The following is a 23,915-nucleotide window of genomic DNA, read 5'->3' as shown; positions in this document are numbered from 1 at the left end:
ATATACTAAACTGAAGCTTTTAACGTTGCAATAAATTTAACATTTTCGATAAACGGAAAAAACTTTTTTAAAAGAAAGAAAAAACTTCACAAACAATGAGTCTGTTTTAATCATAAAAAAACCGCCTAAACTGTGTTTAGGCGGTTAATTTTAATACGTAAATGCTTTTTTAGTCTATATAAATTTTTCTATCTCCATTTTTACTTTTTATAATATAAACTCCTTTTGGTATAAAGAGTGTTGCTTTGTTTTCTTCCTCTGTATTTTTCACTTCTTTACTTAATACTTTTTGCCCTTTAAAATTATAAACATCAATTATGTATGGTTTTTGTTTGATTGTTTGTGAATTAGTAGCTAGTGATCTAGATTTAGAAGATTCAGAGGAATAACTATAAGGTATAGAGTAATTAATGTCATTATTAATTGAAACAATTAAGTAACCAGATTGTTTTACTGTACAAAGCCCCATTATTGAATTGTATATAGATATCTCTCTTTTTTTAGTTCTTACTTCATCAGGAGCTAAATTTATCGAGTATTCTGAAGTACCGCCTCCTGTATTAGTGCAATCATTAAATTGATCAAACCTATTGTCTTTTGATTCGGCAATTACCCACATAATTTTTTTTTGGATTTCACCGCCAACATTTTTTATTTTAACCTCAATACTGTAATCATTATTATTATTTAGAATTAGCTTTGAATTGTTTACTTCTGAATTAAAAACAACTTTATCATCACTAACTTTATTAACAACTATTTTTTGGATTTCAATCTTAGCGGGTTCATTGGATACTGGGCATCCGTTATTAGAAGCTGAACCGGCTTCATTTGGGCAATTATCTTCTGAGTCAGGAACACCATCATTGTCTGAGTCTTTTATTGGACACCCATTATTGCTACTTGGCCCTGTTTGAGTAGGGCAATTGTCTTTGAAATCTGGAGTGCCGTCATTGTCTGAGTCTAAACACTCAATTTTTTGTATTCCATATGATGAATATAGTTCTTCATCAACATCATTAATATCAACATTTGAAGATGATAAGTAATAATAGTTTTTGCCTCTCCCAAGGTCTAAATAGTAGAATTTTTTAGGTTCTAACGCTTCGGTAAGTGGAATCTCAATTCTATATCTTCTACTTAATTGTTGAGTTGTATATACTTTATTACAGTTTTGTTTTGCTATTTCTTTAGTGATATTGCCCACTTCTCTTATTTCAGAATAAAATATGTGACCTATATAATTTGTTTGAATAGGACAGCCGTTATTTGAAATTGGACCTAATTCATATGGGCATTTGTCGTAATGATTAGTTGTGCCATCACCATCGTCGTCACGATCATCCTGTAAATCACAAACATCACCAATACCATCATTATCAATGTCAGATTGATTTAAATTTGATTTTGTTGGGCAATTATCCTTTGAGTCAGGTATTCCATCATTGTCAGTATCAAGTTCTTTGTTGCAGATAACTCTATCTATTTCTGTAGTATTAATTCTTTCATCAACATCATTTATATCTATATCTGAATATAGCAGATAGTAATATCTTTTCCCTTGACCAATATCTATATAGTAGAATCTTTTAGGTTCTAAAGGTGTTTCTAATTTAAGTTCAATTCTATATCTTTTACTTAATTGTGGATTTGTATATACTCTATTACACTTTTGTTTTGCTATTTCTTCAGTGATATTGCCTACTTCTCTTATTTCAGAATAAAATATGTGCCCTATGTAGGTTGTATTTTTCTTAATATTGTAATTTTCTGTTCTACAATTTGTATTTTGTGCTTTATCATCTTTATTTAAATTAGTGTAAGTTGACATAGCATTCACAGCGAATGAATGGCAAATAGTTAACAATAAAAATATTATTTTTCTCATAATTAAATAGGATTAAGTTTTTTTAAAAGTAGTATTTAGACTACTTAAATGCATTATATAAACATTAATACTTTGTTATTATAAGATGTAAAAAAACCGCCTAAACTGTGTTTAGGCGGTTTTTACCATTTATTATACTTGAATAATATTTAGAATATTATTTAATTCCTTCTAGCCAAGTAGGCTCATTAGCACCGTTACCAGCTCCTGTTGCAGTAGTTGCTCCAGAGAAAGTAGCTCCATTTAAATCTGCATCGGTAGCAGTAAATTGATAATCAGTTACTGTGAAATCACCAGCTTCAATTCTTGCAGTTGCACCAGAACCAGAATCTAATTTACAAGCAGTAGCAATACCATCTACAAATAAATTAGTGTATGCTTGCTTTCCACCACCTTCTTTAAAGTTAATTGCTTGCTCACTAGCTGTAAATTTAGCGTCAGCACCTTTAACTATAGATATGTTGTTGATTTTAGCATTAGTAATAGGCTCAGCAATATCATTATCACCATTGTTAGAACCTTCAACACCTGCTTTAGTAATACCAGAAATAAATACATTTGTTAATGTACCTGCATAACCATCAGCAAAATCTAAAGAATCATCATAAGAATTTACTATAGCTATGTTAGATGCGTTAACTGCTCCTCCAAAAAATTCAATACCATCATCACCACTTTCGTAAGCGTAGATGTTAGATACTTGTGTGCCACTACCTACTGCAAAAAAAGAAACTCCATTGAACTCTTTTTCAGCTGAAAACTTTGAACCAGTATATTCAATTTTTAAGAAGTTTATCTTTCCAGAAGAATCAGTATTGTCAGTGCCACCATAACTAAGACCACCTACTTCAGTAGTTCCATTTACTCCTGTATTTGCAATACCGTTACCACAAATAACTAAACCACCCCAATCACTTTGTGCAGGTGTAGCTTTACCAGAAGTCATTACTACTGGGTTTCCAGATTCTCCATTAATGTTTATTGTAGCGTCTCTTTCAACAGCTATATATAATGATGTGCTAGGTAAATTAGCATCAGTTTTGATTGTAGTTCCAGCAGGAATTATTAATGTAGCACCACTTTTTACTATAAGAGCTCCTGTTAGTGTGTAAGTTTCAGAAGGGTTTAGTGTTACTGTGCCGTCAGTAATATCTCCTTTTAAGTCATCAGCCATTAATTCAAATGTGCTTTTTGGAGTTGTAGGAGTATCGTCATCACTGTTACAACTTGTAAAAGTTAAAGCTATAATTGCTGATAAAGCTAAGATTGATTTTTTCATTTCGTTTTAAATTTTTGTTTTGTAGTTTTCTTTCGGCAAAGAAAGGGACTATCCTTTGATAAGGTGTTAAGTGAGTATTACATTGATGTTAACTATCATTTAAATAAAATAACAGAACTTAACTTAAAATTTACAATTAAAAAATTTGTAAAAAAAAGAGCAACTACGTTGATGTAGTTGCTCTTGTATTGTGAAAAGGATTGTTTTAGAATTTATAATTTAAAGACAGGCTAAATTTAGAGCCAACTTTAAAAGAACTTACTAATACATCTCCAGAAGTAGAACCAGGAACCTCACTTTGTTCTAGTACTCTTTCGTATTTAGGGTTTAATATATTTTTATAAGATAAACCAATATTTAAATTTTTAGTTATTCCAGTTTTTAAAACAAAATCTAAGTTATTTATGGCTTTGTCTACCATATTACCCTTGTTTTGTGTTCCAATTACAGCTAATTTATCAGAAAGGTATCCGTAAGATAATGTTGCAGAAACGTTTTTTGTTTCTGAAAACTCTTTAAGAAAAGATACATCTGCATTTGCTAATAAGTCAGAAGCTCCAGAAAGGTCAACTTCATCAAAAGTAAAATTAGCTCCAAAGCCATTTTCATTAAAAACTTTGTCTTTGTCAAGGTCTTGATTGGTGTATATATAAGATGCATTAACACCAAAAGATAATTTTTCTTTTAAATTATCATCATTTTCTTTTTCGTAAATGTTTTTTCGTAATTCAACTTCTACACCAACAGCTAGGGCCTTGTCTCCTGTGTTAGCATACGTAATATTACCAGAAGAAGAGTTGGTAAACATTTCATTTATTGGGTTTTGAATTAATTTACCAAAGGTAGTAACAGAGATTAATTCTGAGTTACTAGGGTATAATTCCCAACCTAAATCAATATTGTAATTTGTAGAAGCGTATAAGTTTGGATTTCCTTCGTAACCTTGGTTAACCTCTTCAAAAAGCAATCTTACTTTTTCTTTAAACTGCGGTAATGTATAGGTTTTACTAAAAGCAAATTTTAAATTTTGCTTTTCGTTTAGTTCGTACTTAGCAGTTAAACTTGGTAAGAAGTTAAGAGGAGAAAAATCTGAATTTCCTCCAGCTGGTTGTAAAGATGTTATAAAGAAAACACTTTGGTCTAATTGCTCAACTCTTGCTCCTAAAATGGCAGAAAGCTTGTCTGTTAACTTGTACTGTATGTTTGCGTATGCGGCGTGTACATCTAAGTTTCCGTCATAAGACTGAGGAATTTCACTAGATCTATCACCTTGTGTTGTATCATAGAAGCTTTCTCCTAAATAAGTATCCACATTATGTATGCCTTCTGCAGGAAAATTAATTCTGTTTGTAATTGGAAAAAAAGAATATTGATCAGATGAAAAAGAAATATCTTTTAATTTTCCAGAATACCCTACTGTTGCTTTTCCTTTAAACTCGTCTTCAACTTTATTAAAATTGTATGAAAGAGCTAGGTTTGCAGAAAGTTCCTTTTCTTCTAATTCTTGATAGTAACGGTGATTATGTATACTAGAGTCTGAGAAAAAAGTATAATTTGAAGATCCATCTCGTGATGGTACAAATGTATTTTGCATACGGTCTGGGATCTCATTGTCTAGTATGCTATATCCTACAGCCCAGTTTAAATTCCATTCTTCATTTATTTTATGTTTACCTAATAATTGGTTAACAAATAACTTTGTTTGGTCATATGTACCACGCTTAATAAAACCAGATAGGTCATTGTCTCCAGGCGCACCACCATCAAAATTTTGGTTTTCTCCTTCGTACTCACTGTAATCTTGTGATGTAGAATTTAAAAATAAAGAGGTAAAAGATATAGAGTTTCTGTAGTTTAGTTTGTAATTAACAGAACCCATTACTGTTGTATTGGTATTGTGCTTGTATGATTTTCTGTAAAAATCAGAGTTAATTGTTCCTTGAGCTGTAATGCTACCTCTGTCAATACCTTCTGTGTATTTGTTTTCGGCGTCAAATGAAGCTGTAATAAAAGTACTTAAGCTACTTTCTTCGCCTAAGTTAAATCTTTTTCCTCCAGATAAAGAATAACTGTTGTTTATTCTATTTTTACTGTTTTGTCTGTCCCAACTTGTATTGTAGCTAGATGGGTCTAAAGGAGTGCTAGGGGCTTTAACGGTATTAAAACCACTATATGATGGGCCGTCTTGCAAGTAAAATTTGTCTAAGTCTAAAACATTAGAGTTTCCTCCAATTCCAACTCCTACATTAATGTAAGGTTTCCCAGAGAAGTTTTTAGACACAATATTTATGTTTGCACCACCAAAATCTGCATAGTTTTGAGTTTCAAAAGTTTTACTAATTCCAACATATTCAACTATGTCCGTAGTAAAAATATCTAAGATGATATTTTTATTAGACGGGTTGTTAGATGGTAGTGGTAAGCCATTAAGTGTTGTAATGTTGTAACGATCTCCTAAACCACGAACAAAAATACTACCAGAACCTTCTTGTTTAGATACTCCAGTTGTTTTAGTAACTGCACCAGCAACATCGCTTACACCTTTTCTAGAAAGTTCTTCTGCTCCAATAGCAGTTTTAAATGCAACTGCTTTCTTTTGGTCTAATAATAAAGCAGTTTCAGAATCTTTTCTTGTAACTGTTGTAATAACAATTTCATCTAGCATCATACCTTCGTTAGCTGCCATTGGTACATTTATTGTGGTAACCTTACCAGCAACAATTGCTACATTTGGTATTTCTACAGTTTCATAACCCACATAACTAAACTGTACAGTGTATGTTCCTGGCTCTAGATTTGCAATTTCATATAAACCATCAAAATCTGTTGTAGTCCCTTTAGTTGTTCCTTTAATTAGTACGTTAGCAAATGGTAACGGGTCATTATTCATTTCTTTGTCTGTTAGTTTCCCAACAATGCTTCCTGTTTCTTGTGCCTTTGATACTAAGCACGTTAGTAGGCAAAATGTCAATAATAAAAGTCTCATTAATTTCGTTTAATAGTTGGCGCAAAGAACGTGTCAACCTGTGAACGCGATGTTATCTACGTGTTAACAATTTAAAACCTAATTGTTATTTAAATGTTACGATATTAAATGAATGTTAAGCGGCTTTGAAGTATAAGTATTATCTTTACTTTTGGCGAACCAATCAATAAAATATAAAAATGAAAAAGAAGGATATTAAGATACTTTTAGTAGACGACGAACCAGACATTTTAGAAATTGTTAGTTACAACCTTTCATCAGAAGGATACGAGGTTTTTACAGCAAAGAATGGGGTTGAAGCCGTTGCAAAAGCTAAGAAAAAACATCCTCATTTAATTATTTTAGATGTAATGATGCCAGAAATGGATGGTATTGAAGCGTGTGAAATTATACGTAGCACTCCTGGTTTGCAAAACACTATTATTACCTTTTTAACAGCTAGGGGAGAAGATTATTCTCAGGTTGCAGGTTTTGATGCTGGTGCAGATGATTACATTACAAAGCCTATTAAACCAAAAGTATTGGTTAGCAAAGTAAAAGCCTTGTTAAGAAGACTAAAAGAAGATAATGCTGCAGAGCAAGAAGATATAGTTAAAGTTGGTAACATTGTAATTAATAGAGAAGAGTACAAGGTTATTAATGATGGTGAAGAAATAGTATTGCCAAGAAAAGAATTTGAACTTTTAGCTTTGCTAACTTCTAAGCCTAACAAAGTATATAAAAGAGAAGTTATTTTAGACAAGGTTTGGGGTAACGAGGTTGTTGTTGGTGGTAGAACCATTGATGTACACATTAGAAAATTAAGAGAAAAAATAGGAGACGACCATTTTAAAACTGTAAAAGGTGTTGGTTATAAGTTTGTTTTATAATGGCAAAAAGACTAAAAAAGTCATATAAATTCGCATTCCGTTCATCATTTTTTATTGTAATAACACTAACACTGTTGTTAGGATTGTATATGTATTATGCAGCTGCTGTAGAGTGGCTGTTTTTGTTGTGTTTTGCGCTTGCTAGTTTTTGTATATCTTTCTTAATTATACAACATAGGGTAGAGCGTTTTATATACCGAAGAATTAAAAAAATATATGATGATGTTTCATTGTTAGAATCTACTTCGTTTTCATCTGCTCCTATTACTACAGATATTAAAACTTTGACCGAGGAAATTGAAAAATTTGCCAAAGGAAAAAAGATAGAAATTGACACACTTAAAATTAGAGAAGAATACCGAAAAGATTTTTTAGGCAACGTATCTCATGAGTTAAAAACGCCATTATTTACTGTGCAAGGCTATATTTTAACCTTGTTAGATGGTGCTATGGACGATAAAAAAGTGCGCGAAAAATACTTAGAGCGTGCCAATAAAGGTGTAGAGCGTTTAATATACATTGTTAAAGATTTAGATATGATTACCAAGTTAGAAGCTGGTGGTTTAACAATGGAGTTTGAAGATTTTGATATTGTAGAGTTAATACAAAATGTGTTTGATTTGCTTGAAATGCGTGCAGCAAAAAAACAAATTACATTAACTTTTGATATGGAATATAAGGAACCTATAATGGTTAGGGCAGATAAGGAGCGTATGCAACAAGTAGTGTCTAACTTACTGGTAAATTCTATAAAATATGGTCATACTAACGGTACTACAGAGGTTAGTGTAGAGAACCTTATAAAAAGTAAAGTAATTGTGCGCGTTACAGATAACGGTGAGGGTATATCTAAAGAACACTTATCTAGACTTTTTGAGCGTTTTTACCGTGTAGAAAAAAGTAGAAACAGAGAAGTTGGTGGTTCTGGTTTAGGTTTGTCTATAGTAAAACATATTATTGAGGCGCATAACGAGAAAATTTATGTAGAAAGTGTTGTAGATGTTGGGTCTGAGTTTTCTTTTACTTTAGAAAAAATAGAGAACAAAACAGCATAATCTAAGTTGTTTTTAAACTTAGTTAACCCTTTGTAATCCTTTACTTTTTTTAATAATTCTAGCGTAAAATCATCTTGTTGGCAAGTTGGTGCAATTCCTTTTTTGTCTAAACGCTTGGCTAAGTATTCTTGCTCAAACTGTCCAGGAGTTGGTATAAAAAAGGCTTTCTTTTCTAGCTTTGCTAAATCCATTACAGTGGTGTAGCCAGATCTGCAAAGTACCATTTTGCTCTCATTTACAGCGCGTTCTAAAGCTTTAGAGCTCATAAAATTATAAATAATAGTATTACCTCTTAAAGATGATATTTTTTGTTCTTCCTCTATAATGCCTTTTACAAAAAGCACATCATTGGGGTAGCCAATAAGCTCATCAAATATCTTTTCCTCAAGCATAGAGCGTTGCGGTTCTGGCCCAGATAAAAGCACCATCAAATCGTACTTTTTAGGAACATCTGTTTTTGTAAATCTACTCAACGGTCCTAAGTATTTAATTTTAAGCTTAGAGTTTTTTAAATGTCCTAATTTGCCCGATAGGTTGGGTTGTTTTTTTGTGTCAGGAACCCAGCACTCATCAAACTTTTTAATAATATTTTGGTGTAGTTTGGTGGTCATCCAAGTGGTATTGCCAGTTAGCACATTTAGTTGGTGTGTAATAAAAACACTAGGTACTTTTTTGTAACATACTCCCAAGCGATTATCAGAGATAATACCATCAATGTTAAATTCCTTAACCAGTTTTTTGGTTTGTTTTTTTTCTTTCTGTATTGCTTTTAGCATTTTAGGAGAATCCCAAAGTAGTTTTATTTTAAAATTTTTACCGTTTTTAGCATATTTTATTTTGTACGATGGCAATTCGTGAAATTCTAAACCGGGAAACTCCTTCTTTAAAAGGTTAAGTGCGTCACCATCTGACGCAATAACAGGAGTAAATCCTTGGTCTAACAAAGCATTTATTATAGGAATACACCTTGTAGCGTGCCCTAAACCCCAGTTTAATGGGGCAACTAGTATACGTTTGCTTTTATTCATACCTATAAAGAAACTACTATAAAAACATAAATAGATTTCCTTAGCTTTGCCAAATCATTAAATTTATGTTGTGGGAAGTAAAAACAAGCTAAAGAGGTTTAAAGAGAACGAAACGTTTGATAACGTAATTCAGCCAACCAGAGAAGAAATTGTAGACCAGACTTTTGCATTAAAAGGCAAGTGGAATACTTTTTTTAAAAACGATAATCCAATTATATTAGAATTAGGTTGTGGTAAAGGAGAGTACACTGTTGGTTTAGCAAAACAAAGTCCTGACAAAAATTTTATTGGTGTAGATATTAAAGGAGCTCGTTTTTGGAGAGGTGCTAAAACCGCAACCGAAGAAAGTATGAATAATGTTGGTTTTATTAGAACTCAGATAGAGTTGATAGACCAACTTTTTGCAGAAGGCGAAGTTTCTGAAATTTGGATTACTTTTCCTGATCCTCAAATAAAATACAAGCGTACCAAGCACAGATTAACTAACGAGGCTTTTTTAGCTAAGTATAGGCAAATATTAAAACCAGACGGTGTAGTTAATTTAAAAACCGATAGCGAGTTTATGCACGGTTACACACTTGGTTTGTTACATGGTAAAGGTTTAGAAGTAATTTATGCCAATCATGATGTGTATAAGAACGAAGGAAGCCCAAAAGAGGTGTTAGAGATTCAGACTTTCTATGAAAATCAGTATCTTGAAAAAGGAAAACCAATCACCTATATAAAATTTAGAGTCAATTAACCAATGACACACTTACTGATACTCTTTTTTGCAACATTTTCTGGTGCCTTTATGGCAACAGTACCACCTGGGTTGTTAAATATGAATGCTGCAAAAATTAGTGTAGAAAAGGGTAAGTTAAACGGTATTATTTTTAGTATTGGAGTGTCTGTAACTGTAATTTTACAGGCATACATTGCTGTAATGATTTCTAAATTTTTACACAATAATCCAGACTTTGTTGGAGTGCTTTTAAAAATTGCCTTAGGAGTATTTGCTTTGTTAGGAATTTATTTTTTTGCAATGGCAAAAGAATGGATTAAGCCAAAAAAGAAGGCAAAGCCAAAAATTAGCAAGCGAAATAGTTTTTTTAAAGGTGTTTTTTTGGCAGCAATTAACCTGCTAACTATTCCGTATTATAGTGGAATGAATGCAATGTGGAAAGCATCAGGTTGGATCAAGTTTCAGTCTTGGGATATTCTAGTGTTCATTTTTGCTGCAGGTTGCGGTACATTTGGTGTACTGTATTTATACACCGTATATTTTAATAAGCTAGAGAAAAAATCTAACGGATTTTCTAAAAACTCAAACTACATTATAAGTGCTTTAATGTTATTATTATTTGTAATAACGTTGGTTAGAGTCTACAATCACTAAATATGGCGGCAGATAATCAAAATTTTTTTGAAAGAGTCTATGCTGTAGCAAAGCAAATACCATATGGCAAAGTAACTTCTTATGGTGCTATTGCAAAGTATTTGGGTGCTGCGCGTAGTGCACGTATGGTTGGCTGGGCAATGAATGCATCTCACTTAAAAGATGAAATACCAGCGCACAGAGTGGTAAACCGTAAGGGTTTGCTAACAGGTAAACATCATTTTGACGGCACCAACTTAATGCAGCAGCTTTTAGAGAATGAAGGTGTTTTGGTTATAGATAGCCAAATACAAAATCTAGAAGACTATTTTTGGGATCCGTCTACAGAGTTAGAATAGCGTATAATATCAATTTCTAATTTGTTAAAAGTTAGTCAAAAATATAGCATCAACTAAACTTATAAAAGTATGTTATATTTCAATTCTGCGGCTTCTTAATCTCATATCGATACACTATCTTTGCAATTTAGAATCAGTTTAAGTAAAAAGCTGAAAAAGAAAGTAATACACATGAAGCTAAATAAACAAGATGTCTTAAAGGCATTAGAAAAGATAACAGTTCCTGGTGAAGGTAAAAATATGGTTGAAAGCGGAGCTGTAACTAACGTTATGGTTTTTGGAGATGAGGTTGTTGTAGATGTTACTATAAACAATCCTAGTTTACAAGCGCGTAAAAAAACCGAAGTTGAGATTTTAAAAGCAATACATGCAGAAGTGTATGAAAAAGCTAAAATTAAAATTAACGTAAAGGTAGATGCTGAGGCTGCTAAGCCAAAAACAAACGAAATTAAAGGGAAACCACTTCCTGGAATTAAAAATATTATAGCTGTTGCCTCTGGTAAAGGAGGAGTAGGTAAATCTACAGTAACAGCAAACCTTGCAGTAACTTTAGCAAAAATGGGCTTTAAAGTTGGCTTGTTAGATGCAGACATTTACGGGCCATCTATGCCAATTATGTTTGATGTTGCCCAAGAAAAACCATTAGCAGTAAATATAGATGGTAAGTCTAAAATGAAACCTGTAGAAAGTTACGGAGTTAAATTACTATCTATTGGCTTTTTTACACAACCAAACCAAGCAGTAATTTGGAGAGGACCAATGGCATCAAAAGCATTAAACCAAATGATTTTTGACGCACATTGGGGAGAAATAGATTTTATGCTTATAGATTTACCTCCAGGAACAGGAGATATACATTTAAGTATAATGCAAGCAATGCCAGTAACTGGTGCTGTTGTTGTAAGTACACCGCAAGAAATAGCTTTAGCAGATGCACGTAAAGGTGTTGCAATGTTTCAGCAAGATTCTATTAACGTACCTGTGTTAGGAGTAATAGAAAATATGGCGTATTTTACACCAGAAGAATTACCAGAAAATAAATATTATATTTTTGGTAAAGAAGGAGCTAAGCATTTGTCTGAAGACTTAAAAGTGCCATTTTTAGGAGAAATTCCTTTGGTACAAAGCATTAGAGAAGCTGGTGATGTTGGTAGACCTGCAGCAATGCAAGAGAGTACGCCTATAGAAACTGCTTTTAACGAGCTTACAAAAAATGTAGTGCAACAAGTGGTAAGCAGAAATACAGATTTGCCACCAACAGAGGCTATTAAAATAACAACTATGGCGGGTTGCTCGCCTGTTAATAAGCAATAAAAGATGACAACAGAAGAGGTAAGAACTAACGTAGAAAAAGCATTAGAAGAAATTCGTCCATTTTTACAGAGTGATGGTGGTGATATTTCTCTAATTTCAATAGATAATGATACTTCTGTAAAAGTAAAGTTAGAAGGTGCATGTGTTGGTTGTAGTGTTAACCAAATGACACTTAAAAGTGGTGTAGAAATGACCATTAAAAAATATGTACCACAGATTGAAGAAGTAATTAACGTTGGTTAATTAGTGCTGATAATTGTCATATTATAAGCATAGCAACTTCTGTAATTTTACATTTATTTTTAAGACTACTTTTACATGATTAAGACAGATATACTAATTATAGGTGCTGGTCCAACAGGATTATTTGCTGTTTTTGAAGCCGGATTATTAAAATTAAAATGCCATTTAATAGATGCCTTGCCACAAGCAGGCGGACAATGCTCTGAGATTTACCCTAAAAAGCCAATATATGATATTCCTGGTTTTCCAGAAGTATTAGCTGGTGATTTGGTAGATAATTTAATGGAGCAAATAAAAGCATTTCAGCCAGGTTTTACTTTGGGAGAACGTGCAGAAACTATAGAAAAGCAAGAAGATGGTTCTTTTATTGTAACCACAAATAAAGGTACAAAACACCACGCGCCAATAGTTGCAATTGCGGGTGGTTTAGGTAGTTTTGAGCCTCGTAAACCACTTTTGGAAAACTTATCTAAGTTTGAGGATAATGGTGTTGCTTACATGATAAAAGACCCAGAAGTTTATCGCAATAAAAAAGTAGTTATAGCTGGTGGAGGAGACTCTGCTTTAGATTGGAGTATTTTTTTAGCTGATGTAGCTGATGAGGTTACTTTGGTGCATAGAAGAAATGAGTTTAGAGGAGCTTTAGACTCGGTAGAAAAAGTACAGCAACTTAAAAATGCGGGTAAAATTAATCTTGTAACGCCAGCAGAAATAGTTGGTTTAAAAGGAGATGATACACTTACTGCTGTAGAAATTAAAAAAACAGGAGAAGAAGAAAATATTGTTTTAGAGGTAGATAATTTTATAGCATTATTTGGACTGTCTCCAAAATTGGGGCCAATTGCAGATTGGGGATTAGAAATAGAGAAGAATGCTATTAAAGTAGACAATGCGCTAGATTACCAAACAAACATACCTGGTATTTATGCTATTGGTGATGTAAATACGTACCCAGGAAAACTGAAACTAATATTGTGTGGCTTTCATGAAGCTACATTAATGTGTCAGAGTGCTTATCAAAAAATATATCCAGACAAAAAATATGTTATGAAGTATACTACCGTCGGTGGTGTGTCTGGTTTTGATGGTACTAAAAAAGAAGCACCTAAAGCAGTTGTTAAAGCAATAGAATAGTATGAGTGATATTAAAATTAAAATAACAGACAGAGAAGGTGTTTTACACGAGGTAGATGCACCAACTGATATGAATATGAATTTAATGGAGGTTGTACGTTCTTACGAGCTTGCTCCAGAGGGTACAATTGGTATTTGCGGTGGTATGGCAATGTGCGCTTCTTGTCAGTGTTATGTTAAGTCCGCTCACAATTTACCAGAAATGTCTGATGATGAAGATGCTATGTTAGCAGAAGCTTTTAATGTAGAAGATAACAGCAGATTAGGTTGTCAAATACATATGACGCCAGATTTAGATGGTTTAGAAGTTGAGTTGGCTCCAGAGAGTTAAAATCAACTTAATTAAAAATATAAAAAGCTCAAATTCTTAATTTTAGAATTTGAGCTTTTTACTTGTAATATTCTTTGTTATTATATTCTTGCTTGGTAGGTAAACAAGTTAAAATAGCGTCCTTCTTTAGCAATAAGTTCATCGTGTGTACCGCTTTCTGCAATTTCGCCATTTTCTATCACTAAAATCTGGTCTGCCTTGCGTATAGTACTTAGTCTGTGAGCAATAACAAAAGTAGTTCTGCCTTGTGTTAATGTGGCCAAACTTTTTTGTATTAAAGCTTCACTCTCTGTATCTAAATTAGAGGTGGCTTCGTCTAAAATTAATATTTTAGGATTGGCCAAAATAGCTCTAGCAATAGCAATACGTTGGCGTTGTCCGCCAGATAATTTAACCCCACGTTCTCCAATTAATGTTTCTAAACCATCATCAAACCTATCTGTAAATTCATTTACGTAGGCAGCTTCAACGGCGTTTAAAAGTTCTTCTTCAGTGGCATTTGGCCTAGGAAAAAGTATGTTATTGCGTATAGTTCCCTCAAACAAAAAGTCGTCTTGTAAAACAACGCCTAAATGTTGTCTAAAACTGTTTAAGTCTATTTTAGATAAGTCGTTACCATCTATAGTAATTGTGCCGCTATCCGGATTTAAAAAACTAGCGGCTAAACCAGCAATAGTAGATTTTCCTGAGCCAGAACTACCAACCAAAGCAACTACTTTACCAGAGTTTACAGTAAAATTTACATTGGTAATAACTTCTTTATCTTCTTCATAAGCAAAAGATACATTGCTAAACGCAACATCACCCTTAATATCATTTAATACAATTGTACGGTCTTTTTCATCTGCTTCTGCCGTCATATTCATAAGTTCCTCTGTACGGTCTAAACCTGCAAGGGCTTCTGTAAGCTGACTACCAACATTACTCATCTGTACAATAGGGGCAACCATAAGTGCAAGTAAAAATGTAAACTGAAAATACTCACCCGTTGTTAAGTCGCCCGTAATTAATAAATAACCACCATAACCCATCATAATCCCTGTTGTGGCAAGTCCTAATAAAAAAGTAGATGAGCTTGTCATTACAGCGGTTGCCGTTAAACTCTTTTTTACATTTTTATATAATTTAGCAACACCTTTTTCAAAAATTTTATTTTCTTGTTCTTCGGCGTTAAAACCTTTAATAACTCTAACTCCGCTTAAAGTTTCTGTTAACCTGCCTTTTACTTCAGCGTTTATTTTACCACGTTCTCTAAAAACAGGGCGTATAATTTTAAATGCTTTTATAGAAATAAAGGCAAATAAAATTAAGGGTGCAAACGCCATTAGCGTCATTGTTAAACTAATTTGCACCAACAAAACAACAGATACTACAGCGGTAATTGTACCGCCAACTAGTTGTACCAAGCCTGTGCCAATTAGGTTACGTACGCCTTCTACATCACTCATTATTCTAGATACCAATGCGCCAGACTTGTTATTGTCAAAAAAACTAATAGGTAAAGACAATACTTTTTTCTGTACTTGAGCTCGTAACTCAGATATTAAATACTGTGCCTGTATACTTAATACTTTGGTAAGTAAAAATGATGTTATTGCTTGTACCAAAAAAGCAGCAATTACCAATGCAACTAAAAACTTTAAAAAAGGAATGTCTTTATTTGGTACAATATCATCCATTAAATATTTAAGAGATATTGGCGCAACAAAACTTGCTGCTTTGCTTATTACAATTAATAAAAGACCAATAAAAACAAGTTTTCGTCTAGGCCAAATTATAGTTTTAAATGCGGTTAAAATGCTTACTTTTTTCTCTGCCATCGTTCTATTTTCAATTTATATGCAAGGTAATTTAAATCTGTCTTAATTTTAGTTATCTGCTTTATTAATAAGGTTATCAACTTAAAAAAACCTTTAAAATTAGTTTTTAAAACAGAAGTCTAGTATTTTCACACAAACCATTTTTAATAGCTCTTTCAGATGAAAATTAGTGTATTTACCCTTGTGTTTTTAAGCTTGTTAGTCGGTTGTAAACAAGCAACCAAACAAAATGAAAATTTTAACCGTTGGCAAGCACATGCAGACAACACTACTATAATTAGAGATACATTTGGTGTACCACATATTTATGGTAAAACAGATGCTGATGCTGTTTTTGGCTTGTTGTATGCGCAATGTGAGGACGATTTTAACCGTGTAGAACAAAATTATATTTGGGCAACTGGTAGGTTGGCAGAGGTAGATGGTGAAGAAGCTTTGTATAGTGATCTGCGAGCTAAATTATTTATGACAGAAGAAGAGGCAATTGCAAACTACAATAAGAGTCCGGAATGGTTAAAGGAGTTGTGCAATGCATTTGCAGATGGCATTAACTATTATTTACACACGCACCCAGAGGTTACACCTAGGTTGTTAACTAAGTTTGAGCCTTGGATGCCAATGTATTTTAGCGAAGGCTCTATTGGTGGTGATATAGAACGAATTTCTACACGAAAAATAAAAGCTTTTTATGAGGGTGATATGGAAATTCCTGAAGCAACAGAATTAAAAATTGAAGAAGAAAAAGCAGAGTTAGAACCGCAAGGATCTAACGGAATAGCAATATCTGGCGACTTAACACAGTCTGGTAATGCAATGCTTTTAATTAATCCGCATACCTCATTTTTCTTTAGAGGAGAAGTTCACGTGGTTAGTGAAGAAGGTTTAAATGCTTACGGAGCAGTTACTTGGGGACAGTTTTTTGTTTACCAAGGTTTTAATGAAAAAACAGGTTGGATGCACACCTCTACATACACAGATGTTATGGATGAGTTTAAAGAAACTATTGTAAATCTTAAGGGCGATTTAAAATACCAGTACGGAGAAGAACTTAGAGATGTTGCTCAAGATTCGGTTACTTTAAAGTATAAGGTTGGTGAATCTATCAAACAAAAAACATTTAAAACATACAGAACTCATCACGGACCAATTACACATAAAGCAGATGGTAAATGGACAGCCTCTGCTATGATGTGGGAACCTGTAAAAGCATTAGAACAGTCTTACATTAGAACTAAACAAAATGGATATAAGGGTTTTAGAGAAATGATGGATATACGTACCAACTCATCTAACAATACAGTGTACGCAGATACAGAAGGCAACATAGCTTATTTTCACGGTAATTTTGTGCCAATGCGCGATACTGTTTTTGATTATACTAAGCCAGTAGATGGTAGTAATCCGCAAACAGATTGGAAAGGGTTGCATACCGTAGATGAGAATATTTTGCTCTTAAATCCTAAAAACGGATGGTTGCAAAACTGTAATTCTACACCTTATACAGCAGCATTAGAAAACAGTCCAAAAAAAGAAAACTATCCTAAATATATGTCTAAAGATCAAGAAAACTTTAGAGGCGTACACGCAATAAGTTTATTAAAAGACAGAAAAGAGTACACATTAGATAGTCTTATAAAATTAGCACACGATCCTTATTTACCTGCTTTTAAAGCTTTAATTCCGGGTTTAATTGAAGCGTATGACAAAACAGACAGAACTAAACTTTTAAGTTTGCCAATAGAGGAGCTACGCAACTGGGATTATAAAACTTCAAAAGAATCTGTAGCAATGACATTAGCACATTATTATGGCACCCTGTATGGTAGAAACGGAAAACGACCACATAAAATGAGTGATATGGAGGCAATGACTTACTTTGGGTCTGCTTCACCAATGGCTGAGCGTTTATCAGTTTTTAGGGCAGTTATTAAAAAATTAGAGTCAGACTTTGGAACTTGGAATATTCCGTGGGGAGAGGTAAACAGATATCAACGTTTAAATGGCGATATAAAACAAGCTTTTAATGATAATGAGCCGAGTGTTGCAGTTGGTTTTGCATCGGGTCGTTGGGGAGCTTTAGCAGCTTACGGTGTTAGCTATACCAATAATACTAAAAAAATATATGGTACTCGTGGTAATAGTTTTGTTGCAGCGGTAGAGTTTGGAGAAAAAGTAAAAGCTAAGACAATTTTGGCTGGCGGACAAAGTGGAGACCCTGCTTCACAACATTTTAATGACCAAACTGATGCATACATAAATATGAAATTTAAAACGGTAGCTTTTTACAAAGACGATGTTTTAAAACAAGCTAAAAAAACATACCATCCTGGAGAAGTAGAGTAATTAAGTATGATTAAAAAAATAGTTTTTTTACTTCTTGTTTGTTTTACTGCTATTGGTTCTGCACAAGATTATGAGTATCCTGTAATTAAAGATATAGTAACTGATAATGCAGGTATATTTGAGACAGAAGCAGCACAAGCTTTGCGTAATAAATTGACAAATTTTGAAACAAAAACAACTACGCAACTGGTGGTGCTAACTATTAACTCTCTTAATGGGCAAACTATAGAAGATTTTGCGAATAAAACATTTAACCAAAATAAACTAGGGCAAGCAAAGGAAGATAATGGTATTTTAATTTTGTTTTCTAGTTACGATAGAGAGGTTAGAATAGAAGTTGGTTACGGTTTGGAACCTTATATTACAGATATAGTAGCAAAGAGAATTATAGAGGGTACTATGATTCCTGAGTTTAAAACAGGAGCATATTTTACCGGTATAAACAAAGCTACAGACCAATTGATAAACTTTATTAAAAACCCAGAAGCTTTAGATAAATTTAAAGAGCTAATAAAAGACAGAGATCGTAAACAAAATAGAATTGCAAACATAGTATTATCCATCTTTGGTTTTTTCTTTTTAATTGCAGGTGGTTTTATTATTTATCAGTCAGTAAAAACAGCACTAAAAATTTTTAAAAAGTTTTTTACAGCAGAAATTGGACTTATTTTTTTTACAATAAACTTGCTAGTTTATACACTGTATTTTTGTGTTGGCTTTGTACTGCTAGGAGTTGTTGTTTTTGGAATATTACAAAAAAATGGTTTTAATGTTAAGCCATTTTTAGCATCTAATACAGTATTACTTTTGTGTGTTTCTGTTGGCTCGTTTGTTATAACTTGTACAGTAATTGCAGTTGTAAAACTTGTAGTAAAAAATAAAACTAAATTGTCTTTTTCATTATTTAAGAGCGATTATGATTCTTTTATTACGGCAATAAAAAGTATTGGCTCCACAAGAGTTGGTGGTGGTTCTTCAGGCAGCTCATACAGTAGTTACAGTAGTAGCGGCTCTAGTAGTAGTTCTAGTAGTTTTTCTGGTGGAGGAGGAAGCTCCGGTGGAGGAGGAGCAAGTGGTAGTTGGTAAGTTTTTATCACGCAAAAACTAGAAGTAAAAAGCTATCTTATTTTTATATCTTAAAATTTATAATGATATTGTAAATTGGAATAATATCAAGGTTATTCTACATAACACATAAACCATTGCAACAACAAAAAGCACTAGCATTATTAAAATCTGGTAAAAATGTATTTTTAACAGGTTCTGCAGGTACAGGTAAAACATATGTTTTAAACCAGTACATTACCTATTTAAAAAAACGTAGAATACCAGTTGCTATAACTGCATCTACAGGTATTGCGGCTACGCATATGAATGGGATGACCATACATTCTTGGGCTGGTTTTGGTATAAAAGAACAACTTACCAGAGCCAATCTAAATTCTATGAAGGAGAAAAAGTACCTTAAAGAACATTTAGAAAATGCAAAAATTTTAATTATTGATGAAATATCTATGCTGCATAAAAAACAGTTAGATATGGTAGATACTGTTTTACAATTTTTTAAAGAAAATGATGAGCCTTTTGGAGGTATACAAGTTGTGGTCTGTGGCGATTTTTTTCAGTTACCACCAATTGGTAATCAAAACGAAAAAAGTAAAGATAAATTTGCATTTATGTCTGCCGCTTGGGTTGCTGCCAAATTTAATGTTTGTTATTTAACAGAGCAATATAGACAAGCAAATGAAGATGTTTTAAATACTATTTTAAATGAAATTAGAATAGGAAAAATATCTAAAAAAAGTATTGAAGAACTTAAAAAGGCAGAACAAAATACGTTTGGTAAAGATGACGAGCCAACCAAATTGTTTACACACAATTATGATGTAGATCAGATTAATAACGAGCATTTACAACAATTAAAAGGTAAGGTTAAAAAATTTAAGGCTACAACTAAAGGGAACAAAAAACTGGTAGAGACTTTAAAAAAATCAGTTTTAGCTAAAGAAGAATTAGAGCTAAAAATGCACACAAAGGTTATGTTTGTGCGTAACAACCAAGAACAAGGTTATGTAAATGGTACTTTAGGTACTATTGTTAGTTTTAATGATGATGGATTTCCTGTTGTAAAAACTGCTCAAGGGAAGCGAATTTCTGTAAAGCAAGAGAATTGGGGTGTGCAGGACGATACCGGAAAAGTTTTGGCTAGTTTAGACCAAATACCTTTGCGTTTAGCTTGGGCAATAACAGTACATAAATGTCAGGGTATGACGTTAGATGGTGCACTTATAGACCTATCTAAAACCTTTGAAAAAGGTCAGGGCTATGTAGCCTTGTCTCGTTTAAAAAATATTGAGAATTTAAAGCTTTTAGGTTTTAATGAAATGGCTTTGCAGGTAGATGGTTTGGCGCACAAAGCAGATAGGCGCTTTTTAGAACTATCTACAGAGGCAGATAAAAAATATGCATTAGATAGTTTAGAAGAGGAAGCAATTAAATTTGTAGTCGATTGCGGTGGCTTAACCAATATAAAAGCTATAGAAAAGCACGCTAAAAAAATTATAGACAAGAAGCTTAAAAAAGATTCTACATACGATGTAACCCTAGATTATTTTAGAAAAAAGCTAAGTATTGAAGAAATTGCAGATCAAAGAGGGCTATCTAGTGGAACTATTGCAGGACATTTAATTAAATTATGTAAAGATTATCCAGAGGAGGATTTTAGTTTTTATCAGCCTAAAGAACAAATAATTAAAGATGTTGAAAAAGCTAAAAATAAACAGAAAAAAGGAGAGCCTGTTAGTTTAAAAGCAATTTTTGAAGCATTAAATAAAAAAGTAGATTATAATGATATTAAGCTTGCATTAGCTTTTATTGGTAGAGAGTAACTTACTCTTGTATTACAATAATAGTAGCTTTAGACCCTGTAGAAAGCAACCACTTTTTAGAGGATATAACTTTTCCAGTGTCGTCATAAATATTTACTTGTGCAGTATTTGGTCCAGATGTACCTTGGTTTAACGCTTCAAAATCTATGCGATTAAAACCTTTTTTTAATGTATGGTTTACACCTTTAAAAGCACCGCCTAGCATTAGGTTGTGTTCTATTACTTTGCCGTCTGCATAAATTTTTACGCGGTCGCCATCTACATATTCGTGATCTCTACAAACAATGCCAACAAATTTTCCAGTAGTTTTTACATCACCTAAATATTGGTCACCGTGAAAAGATTTAGAATCTTTTTTTTCTTCAAAACCTAAACGCGGATTTAATTTAACATCACGCCCAGGTTTAACAAGTCTGTTATCTGGAGTCATATCTATCCTAGGTTTCATCATAGAATCTAAAAAGTTAGTATTGTTGGGTTGCTTTTTAGGCTCTGGAATTATGATAGTAACAGGCGGAGCTGTTTTTACTTCTTTTTTTGCTTCAATTTTTAAAGGTATCACAGTCGTTTCTTGTGCCACAACTGGTGCGGCAAAAAATAGAACTATTAATAATGTGAGGACAGAAAAACGCATTAAATTACTTTAAAAATTTTAAGATAAAGATAGCAAATACCTTGCCACGTAGTAAGTTTTTGTTGTTAAATTAACAGTTTAGAGTTATTTATTAGGTAAACTACTTATTGCTTTTAAACCAGTTTTTTAGCTTCATTTTAGACCTACTGCGCTAAACTCTTTTTATTAGCTTCAATTAAATTACTAATGGCATCCCAAAGATATATGCGTTGCTGCAATGCTTCTTTGGCTACAGTTAAAGTTTCTTGCCATTTAGTGTCGTCATCACCACATAATTCAGAAATCATTTGTAAAGATAAAGGTCCGTGTTCATCACCATCTAACTCTATGTGCCTTTCTAAGTAATACGTTAACTTGTTGTAATGTTTATTTTCTGCATCAGCATTTTTAAGAATTTCTACAAACATATCTGGTATAAGATCCTCTCTTCCAAACGTAAATGCCGAAGCAATTAAATGTGGTTTATTTGTATCAATTATTTTAAAAGTATAGTTTACAAAATTAGCTACAGTAGTGTCTAGGTTTATTTTTTTTAAGGCAGATGAAACAGGTTCTTTTTGTAGTATAAGATTGATGAAGTTTTCGATAGAATTGGTATTTGCTCCTATTTGGTGCATTGCATCTAAGTACATTGTAAAATGGCTTTTAGGTTCACCAAGTTCATTAATGTCACTTTCTTCTCCGTGTACAATTTCATTAATAAAACGAGCCAATGTTGGGTTGCTGGCAGGTGCCCAAGGAGTATTTGTGCAAGTTAAGTTTTTTTGAAGAGCTTTTAATAGAGACATAAAATCCCATACCGCGTAAACGTGGTTTTCCATAAAAACTTTAATATCGTTTACATCTTTTAAATTGGTATAAAGCTTATGGTTTTGAAGTGCTTGTCTTAATTCAGAAATTTCTTTTTCTATGTTCTCAATTCTACTCATTTTCTCTAAAATTAAGGTGCAAAATTAAGTCATACTATTTAGTTTAAAGCATTTTTAAAAGCAAAAAACTCTATTCTTCATCTAGAATAGAGTTTCCTGTAGATTTGTCTCCAGAGGTCCATTGCCATTTTTCGTGCAATCTAATTTTTCCATTTGGTAAAATTTCTGGCGTAGACGTACATTTTCCGGTCATTAATTGGTTGTCTGTGTTTACTTGGTGGTATCTCATTTCAATAATACCACTAGCATTAACCAAGCCAATTAAATGCCCTTTTTTTATTTTTCCACCTGTATAGTTAGATGTTACTATGGCGCCATCTTGTTTGTATATAAAAACGGTGTCATTAGAAGTCTCAGAATTTACAGAACTATTAGCGGGTCTAAATATTTTACCGTTATAGTTTATCATCAATTTTAATTTCTACTAAGTTTTTTCATTACAACCCATTGTTTTAGCATATCTCTAGAGTCTTGTGCAGGGTAGCCTAGAACAGTTTTTCCAGGTGCAATATTCCCCATAACTCCAGATCCTGCGCCAACAATAGCACCAGAACCAATGGTAGTATGGTCTTTTATAGATGCGCTACCACCAATAATAACACCGTCACCTAAAGTAACAGAACCAGCTAAACCACTATGGCCTGCCATAATACAAGACCTGCCCATTACACAGTTATGAGCAATTTGTACTAGGTTATCTATTTTACAGCCATCACCAACAATTGTAGAACTAAATTTACCACGATCTACGCAAGAGTTGGCTCCAATTTCTACATCATTACCAATAACAACATTTCCAATTTGTGGTATTTTAACTAAGCCTCTACCGTCATCACTTGGTCTGTAGCCAAACCCATCTGCACCAATGCTAACATTAATATGAAAAGTACAACGAGCTCCAATTTCACTACGTTCTCTAACAACAGTTCCAGACCACATTACTGTTTGGTTACCTATAGTAGAATCATCTAAAACAGTAACATTTGGGTATAAAATAACACCCTCTCCTAAAACAACATTTTTGCCTACATAGCAGCCGGCACCAATTTTTGTTCCCGCCCCAACTGTAGCAGTACTATCTACAACAGCAGTTGGGTGTATGTCTACATCAAAAACAGGTTTTCCAGGATCAAAAGCTTCTAAAAGTTTAGCTAAAGAAATGTCGGCATTTTTTACTTTTATTAACGCTGTATTTTCTCTTGGTTCTATTTTTAAATTATCATTTACAATAGCAACACTTGCGTTAGAGTTTTTCCAAAGACGAACATATTTAACACTACCTATAAAAGTAATTTGATTTTCGGTAGCCTTTTCTATTTGCTCTGCGCCTTCTATTTTATATGTAGTATTACCTACTAATTCTCCTTCTAAAAGTTCGCTGATTTCTTGTACTGTAAATGATTTCATTCTTAAATTATAAGATATTAATGGTTAAGGTTATTTAAATATGATAAGCTT

The 23,915-nt window shown here is 33.0% G+C and carries 21 protein-coding genes; 12 read left to right on the top strand and 9 right to left on the bottom strand.

Features of this window, described 5'->3' with window-relative positions; genetic code table 11:
• Positions 1-169: 169 nt before the first annotated feature.
• The 3 genes from Q4487_RS12485 to Q4487_RS12475 form a co-directional block, all read right to left on the bottom strand.
• Entirely contained in the window at positions 170-1,888 is a 1,719-nt protein-coding gene (locus Q4487_RS12485; protein ID WP_303542926.1) for a thrombospondin type 3 repeat-containing protein, read from the bottom strand.
• A gap of 157 nt (positions 1,889-2,045) precedes the next feature.
• Positions 2,046-3,167 (bottom strand): hypothetical protein, encoded by a 1,122-nt coding sequence (locus Q4487_RS12480; RefSeq protein WP_303542928.1) that lies wholly within the window; start codon positions 3,165-3,167, stop codon positions 2,046-2,048.
• Positions 3,168-3,372: 205 nt separating this feature from the next.
• Positions 3,373-6,153: a TonB-dependent receptor gene (locus Q4487_RS12475; protein WP_303542930.1), complete on the bottom strand. Its 2,781-nt coding sequence runs from the start codon at positions 6,151-6,153 to the stop codon at positions 3,373-3,375.
• 179 nt (positions 6,154-6,332) lie between these two features.
• Between Q4487_RS12475 and Q4487_RS12470 the strand changes: the two genes are divergently transcribed.
• Together Q4487_RS12470 and Q4487_RS12465 are read left to right on the top strand one after the other, a co-directional pair.
• A complete protein-coding gene (locus tag Q4487_RS12470; RefSeq protein ID WP_100894815.1) occupies positions 6,333-7,022 on the top strand; it encodes a response regulator transcription factor in 690 nt (229 codons plus the stop codon).
• Positions 7,022-8,077 (top strand): cell wall metabolism sensor histidine kinase WalK, encoded by a 1,056-nt coding sequence (locus Q4487_RS12465; protein ID WP_100894816.1) that lies wholly within the window; start codon positions 7,022-7,024, stop codon positions 8,075-8,077. Before Q4487_RS12470 ends, Q4487_RS12465 begins: the two co-directional genes overlap by 1 nt.
• Here the strand turns inward: Q4487_RS12465 and Q4487_RS12460 are convergent.
• On the bottom strand, positions 8,002-9,105 hold the full coding sequence (locus Q4487_RS12460; protein WP_100894817.1) for a glycosyltransferase: 1,104 nt from the start codon (positions 9,103-9,105) through the stop codon (positions 8,002-8,004). The two genes, Q4487_RS12465 and Q4487_RS12460, sit on opposite strands and share 76 nt — an antisense overlap.
• Before the next feature lie 70 nt (positions 9,106-9,175).
• Between Q4487_RS12460 and trmB the strand changes: the two genes are divergently transcribed.
• The 7 genes from trmB to Q4487_RS12425 all read left to right on the top strand — a co-directional run bounded on the left by trmB (position 9,176) and on the right by Q4487_RS12425 (position 13,843).
• Positions 9,176-9,847, top strand: coding sequence for a tRNA (guanosine(46)-N7)-methyltransferase TrmB (gene trmB / locus Q4487_RS12455; protein ID WP_100894818.1), 672 nt, complete (start codon positions 9,176-9,178; stop codon positions 9,845-9,847).
• A gap of 3 nt (positions 9,848-9,850) precedes the next feature.
• Positions 9,851-10,483 (top strand): LysE family transporter, encoded by a 633-nt coding sequence (locus tag Q4487_RS12450; RefSeq protein ID WP_100894819.1) that lies wholly within the window; start codon positions 9,851-9,853, stop codon positions 10,481-10,483.
• Between the two features lie 2 nt (positions 10,484-10,485).
• On the top strand, positions 10,486-10,821 hold the full coding sequence (locus Q4487_RS12445; RefSeq protein ID WP_303542936.1) for an MGMT family protein: 336 nt from the start codon (positions 10,486-10,488) through the stop codon (positions 10,819-10,821).
• A gap of 171 nt (positions 10,822-10,992) precedes the next feature.
• Positions 10,993-12,135, top strand: a complete 1,143-nt coding sequence (locus Q4487_RS12440; RefSeq protein ID WP_100894821.1) for an Mrp/NBP35 family ATP-binding protein — start codon at positions 10,993-10,995, stop codon at positions 12,133-12,135.
• Between the two features lie 3 nt (positions 12,136-12,138).
• Complete coding sequence (locus Q4487_RS12435; protein ID WP_013620460.1) at positions 12,139-12,378, top strand: NifU family protein; 240 nt, start codon at positions 12,139-12,141, stop codon at positions 12,376-12,378.
• A 75-nt stretch (positions 12,379-12,453) separates the two neighbouring features.
• Entirely contained in the window at positions 12,454-13,512 is a 1,059-nt protein-coding gene (locus tag Q4487_RS12430) for an NAD(P)/FAD-dependent oxidoreductase (RefSeq protein WP_303542938.1), read from the top strand.
• A gap of 1 nt (position 13,513) precedes the next feature.
• Entirely contained in the window at positions 13,514-13,843 is a 330-nt protein-coding gene (locus Q4487_RS12425) for a 2Fe-2S iron-sulfur cluster-binding protein (RefSeq protein ID WP_303542940.1), read from the top strand.
• Between the two features lie 80 nt (positions 13,844-13,923).
• On the opposite strand, the gene Q4487_RS12420 is transcribed toward Q4487_RS12425, so the two are convergent.
• On the bottom strand, positions 13,924-15,663 hold the full coding sequence (locus tag Q4487_RS12420) for an ABC transporter ATP-binding protein (RefSeq protein WP_303542942.1): 1,740 nt from the start codon (positions 15,661-15,663) through the stop codon (positions 13,924-13,926).
• Between the two features lie 159 nt (positions 15,664-15,822).
• Here Q4487_RS12420 and Q4487_RS12415 point away from each other — a divergent pair, with 159 nt between their 5' ends.
• From Q4487_RS12415 to Q4487_RS12405, 3 genes are all read left to right on the top strand, one after another.
• A complete protein-coding gene (locus tag Q4487_RS12415; RefSeq protein WP_303542944.1) occupies positions 15,823-18,006 on the top strand; it encodes an acylase in 2,184 nt (727 codons plus the stop codon).
• 6 nt (positions 18,007-18,012) lie between these two features.
• On the top strand, positions 18,013-19,092 hold the full coding sequence (locus tag Q4487_RS12410) for a YgcG family protein (RefSeq protein WP_303542946.1): 1,080 nt from the start codon (positions 18,013-18,015) through the stop codon (positions 19,090-19,092).
• 116 nt (positions 19,093-19,208) lie between these two features.
• Entirely contained in the window at positions 19,209-20,894 is a 1,686-nt protein-coding gene (locus tag Q4487_RS12405; RefSeq protein ID WP_303542948.1) for a helix-turn-helix domain-containing protein, read from the top strand.
• Between the two features lies 1 nt (position 20,895).
• On the opposite strand, the gene Q4487_RS12400 is transcribed toward Q4487_RS12405, so the two are convergent.
• From Q4487_RS12400 to lpxD, 4 genes are all read right to left on the bottom strand, one after another.
• On the bottom strand, positions 20,896-21,528 hold the full coding sequence (locus Q4487_RS12400) for a hypothetical protein (protein WP_100894828.1): 633 nt from the start codon (positions 21,526-21,528) through the stop codon (positions 20,896-20,898).
• A 143-nt stretch (positions 21,529-21,671) separates the two neighbouring features.
• On the bottom strand, positions 21,672-22,457 hold the full coding sequence (locus Q4487_RS12395; protein ID WP_303542952.1) for a DUF3050 domain-containing protein: 786 nt from the start codon (positions 22,455-22,457) through the stop codon (positions 21,672-21,674).
• A gap of 70 nt (positions 22,458-22,527) precedes the next feature.
• A complete protein-coding gene (locus Q4487_RS12390) occupies positions 22,528-22,866 on the bottom strand; it encodes a n-acetylglutamate synthase (RefSeq protein ID WP_100894830.1) in 339 nt (112 codons plus the stop codon).
• Between the two features lie 5 nt (positions 22,867-22,871).
• Positions 22,872-23,864: a UDP-3-O-(3-hydroxymyristoyl)glucosamine N-acyltransferase gene (lpxD, locus tag Q4487_RS12385; RefSeq protein ID WP_303542954.1), complete on the bottom strand. Its 993-nt coding sequence runs from the start codon at positions 23,862-23,864 to the stop codon at positions 22,872-22,874.
• Positions 23,865-23,915 lie beyond the last annotated feature (51 nt).

Origin of the sequence: Cellulophaga sp. 3_MG-2023, assembly GCF_030546975.1 — a bacterium.
Lineage (GTDB): Bacteria > Bacteroidota > Bacteroidia > Flavobacteriales > Flavobacteriaceae > Cellulophaga.
Note: the sequence above shows the minus strand (reverse complement) of the source record. Positions and strands in the feature narration are given on the sequence as shown.

Bases quoted from the DNA above. Each gene is read 5' to 3' on its own strand.
- Q4487_RS12485 (WP_303542926.1), bottom strand. From the start codon at position 1,888: ATGAGAAAAATAATATTTTTATTGTTAACTATTTGCCATTCATTCGCT.
- Q4487_RS12480 (WP_303542928.1), bottom strand. From the start codon at position 3,167: ATGAAAAAATCAATCTTAGCTTTATCAGCAATTATAGCTTTAACTTTT.
- Q4487_RS12475 (WP_303542930.1), bottom strand. From the start codon at position 6,153: ATGAGACTTTTATTATTGACATTTTGCCTACTAACGTGCTTAGTATCA.
- Q4487_RS12470 (WP_100894815.1), top strand. From the start codon at position 6,333: ATGAAAAAGAAGGATATTAAGATACTTTTAGTAGACGACGAACCAGAC.
- Q4487_RS12465 (WP_100894816.1), top strand. From the start codon at position 7,022: ATGGCAAAAAGACTAAAAAAGTCATATAAATTCGCATTCCGTTCATCA.
- Q4487_RS12460 (WP_100894817.1), bottom strand. From the start codon at position 9,105: ATGAATAAAAGCAAACGTATACTAGTTGCCCCATTAAACTGGGGTTTA.
- Q4487_RS12450 (WP_100894819.1), top strand. From the start codon at position 9,851: ATGACACACTTACTGATACTCTTTTTTGCAACATTTTCTGGTGCCTTT.
- Q4487_RS12445 (WP_303542936.1), top strand. From the start codon at position 10,486: ATGGCGGCAGATAATCAAAATTTTTTTGAAAGAGTCTATGCTGTAGCA.
- Q4487_RS12440 (WP_100894821.1), top strand. From the start codon at position 10,993: ATGAAGCTAAATAAACAAGATGTCTTAAAGGCATTAGAAAAGATAACA.
- Q4487_RS12435 (WP_013620460.1), top strand. From the start codon at position 12,139: ATGACAACAGAAGAGGTAAGAACTAACGTAGAAAAAGCATTAGAAGAA.
- Q4487_RS12430 (WP_303542938.1), top strand. From the start codon at position 12,454: ATGATTAAGACAGATATACTAATTATAGGTGCTGGTCCAACAGGATTA.
- Q4487_RS12425 (WP_303542940.1), top strand. From the start codon at position 13,514: ATGAGTGATATTAAAATTAAAATAACAGACAGAGAAGGTGTTTTACAC.
- Q4487_RS12420 (WP_303542942.1), bottom strand. From the start codon at position 15,663: ATGGCAGAGAAAAAAGTAAGCATTTTAACCGCATTTAAAACTATAATT.
- Q4487_RS12415 (WP_303542944.1), top strand. From the start codon at position 15,823: ATGAAAATTAGTGTATTTACCCTTGTGTTTTTAAGCTTGTTAGTCGGT.
- Q4487_RS12410 (WP_303542946.1), top strand. From the start codon at position 18,013: ATGATTAAAAAAATAGTTTTTTTACTTCTTGTTTGTTTTACTGCTATT.
- Q4487_RS12400 (WP_100894828.1), bottom strand. From the start codon at position 21,528: ATGCGTTTTTCTGTCCTCACATTATTAATAGTTCTATTTTTTGCCGCA.
- Q4487_RS12395 (WP_303542952.1), bottom strand. From the start codon at position 22,457: ATGAGTAGAATTGAGAACATAGAAAAAGAAATTTCTGAATTAAGACAA.
- Q4487_RS12390 (WP_100894830.1), bottom strand. From the start codon at position 22,866: ATGATAAACTATAACGGTAAAATATTTAGACCCGCTAATAGTTCTGTA.
- lpxD (WP_303542954.1), bottom strand. From the start codon at position 23,864: ATGAAATCATTTACAGTACAAGAAATCAGCGAACTTTTAGAAGGAGAA.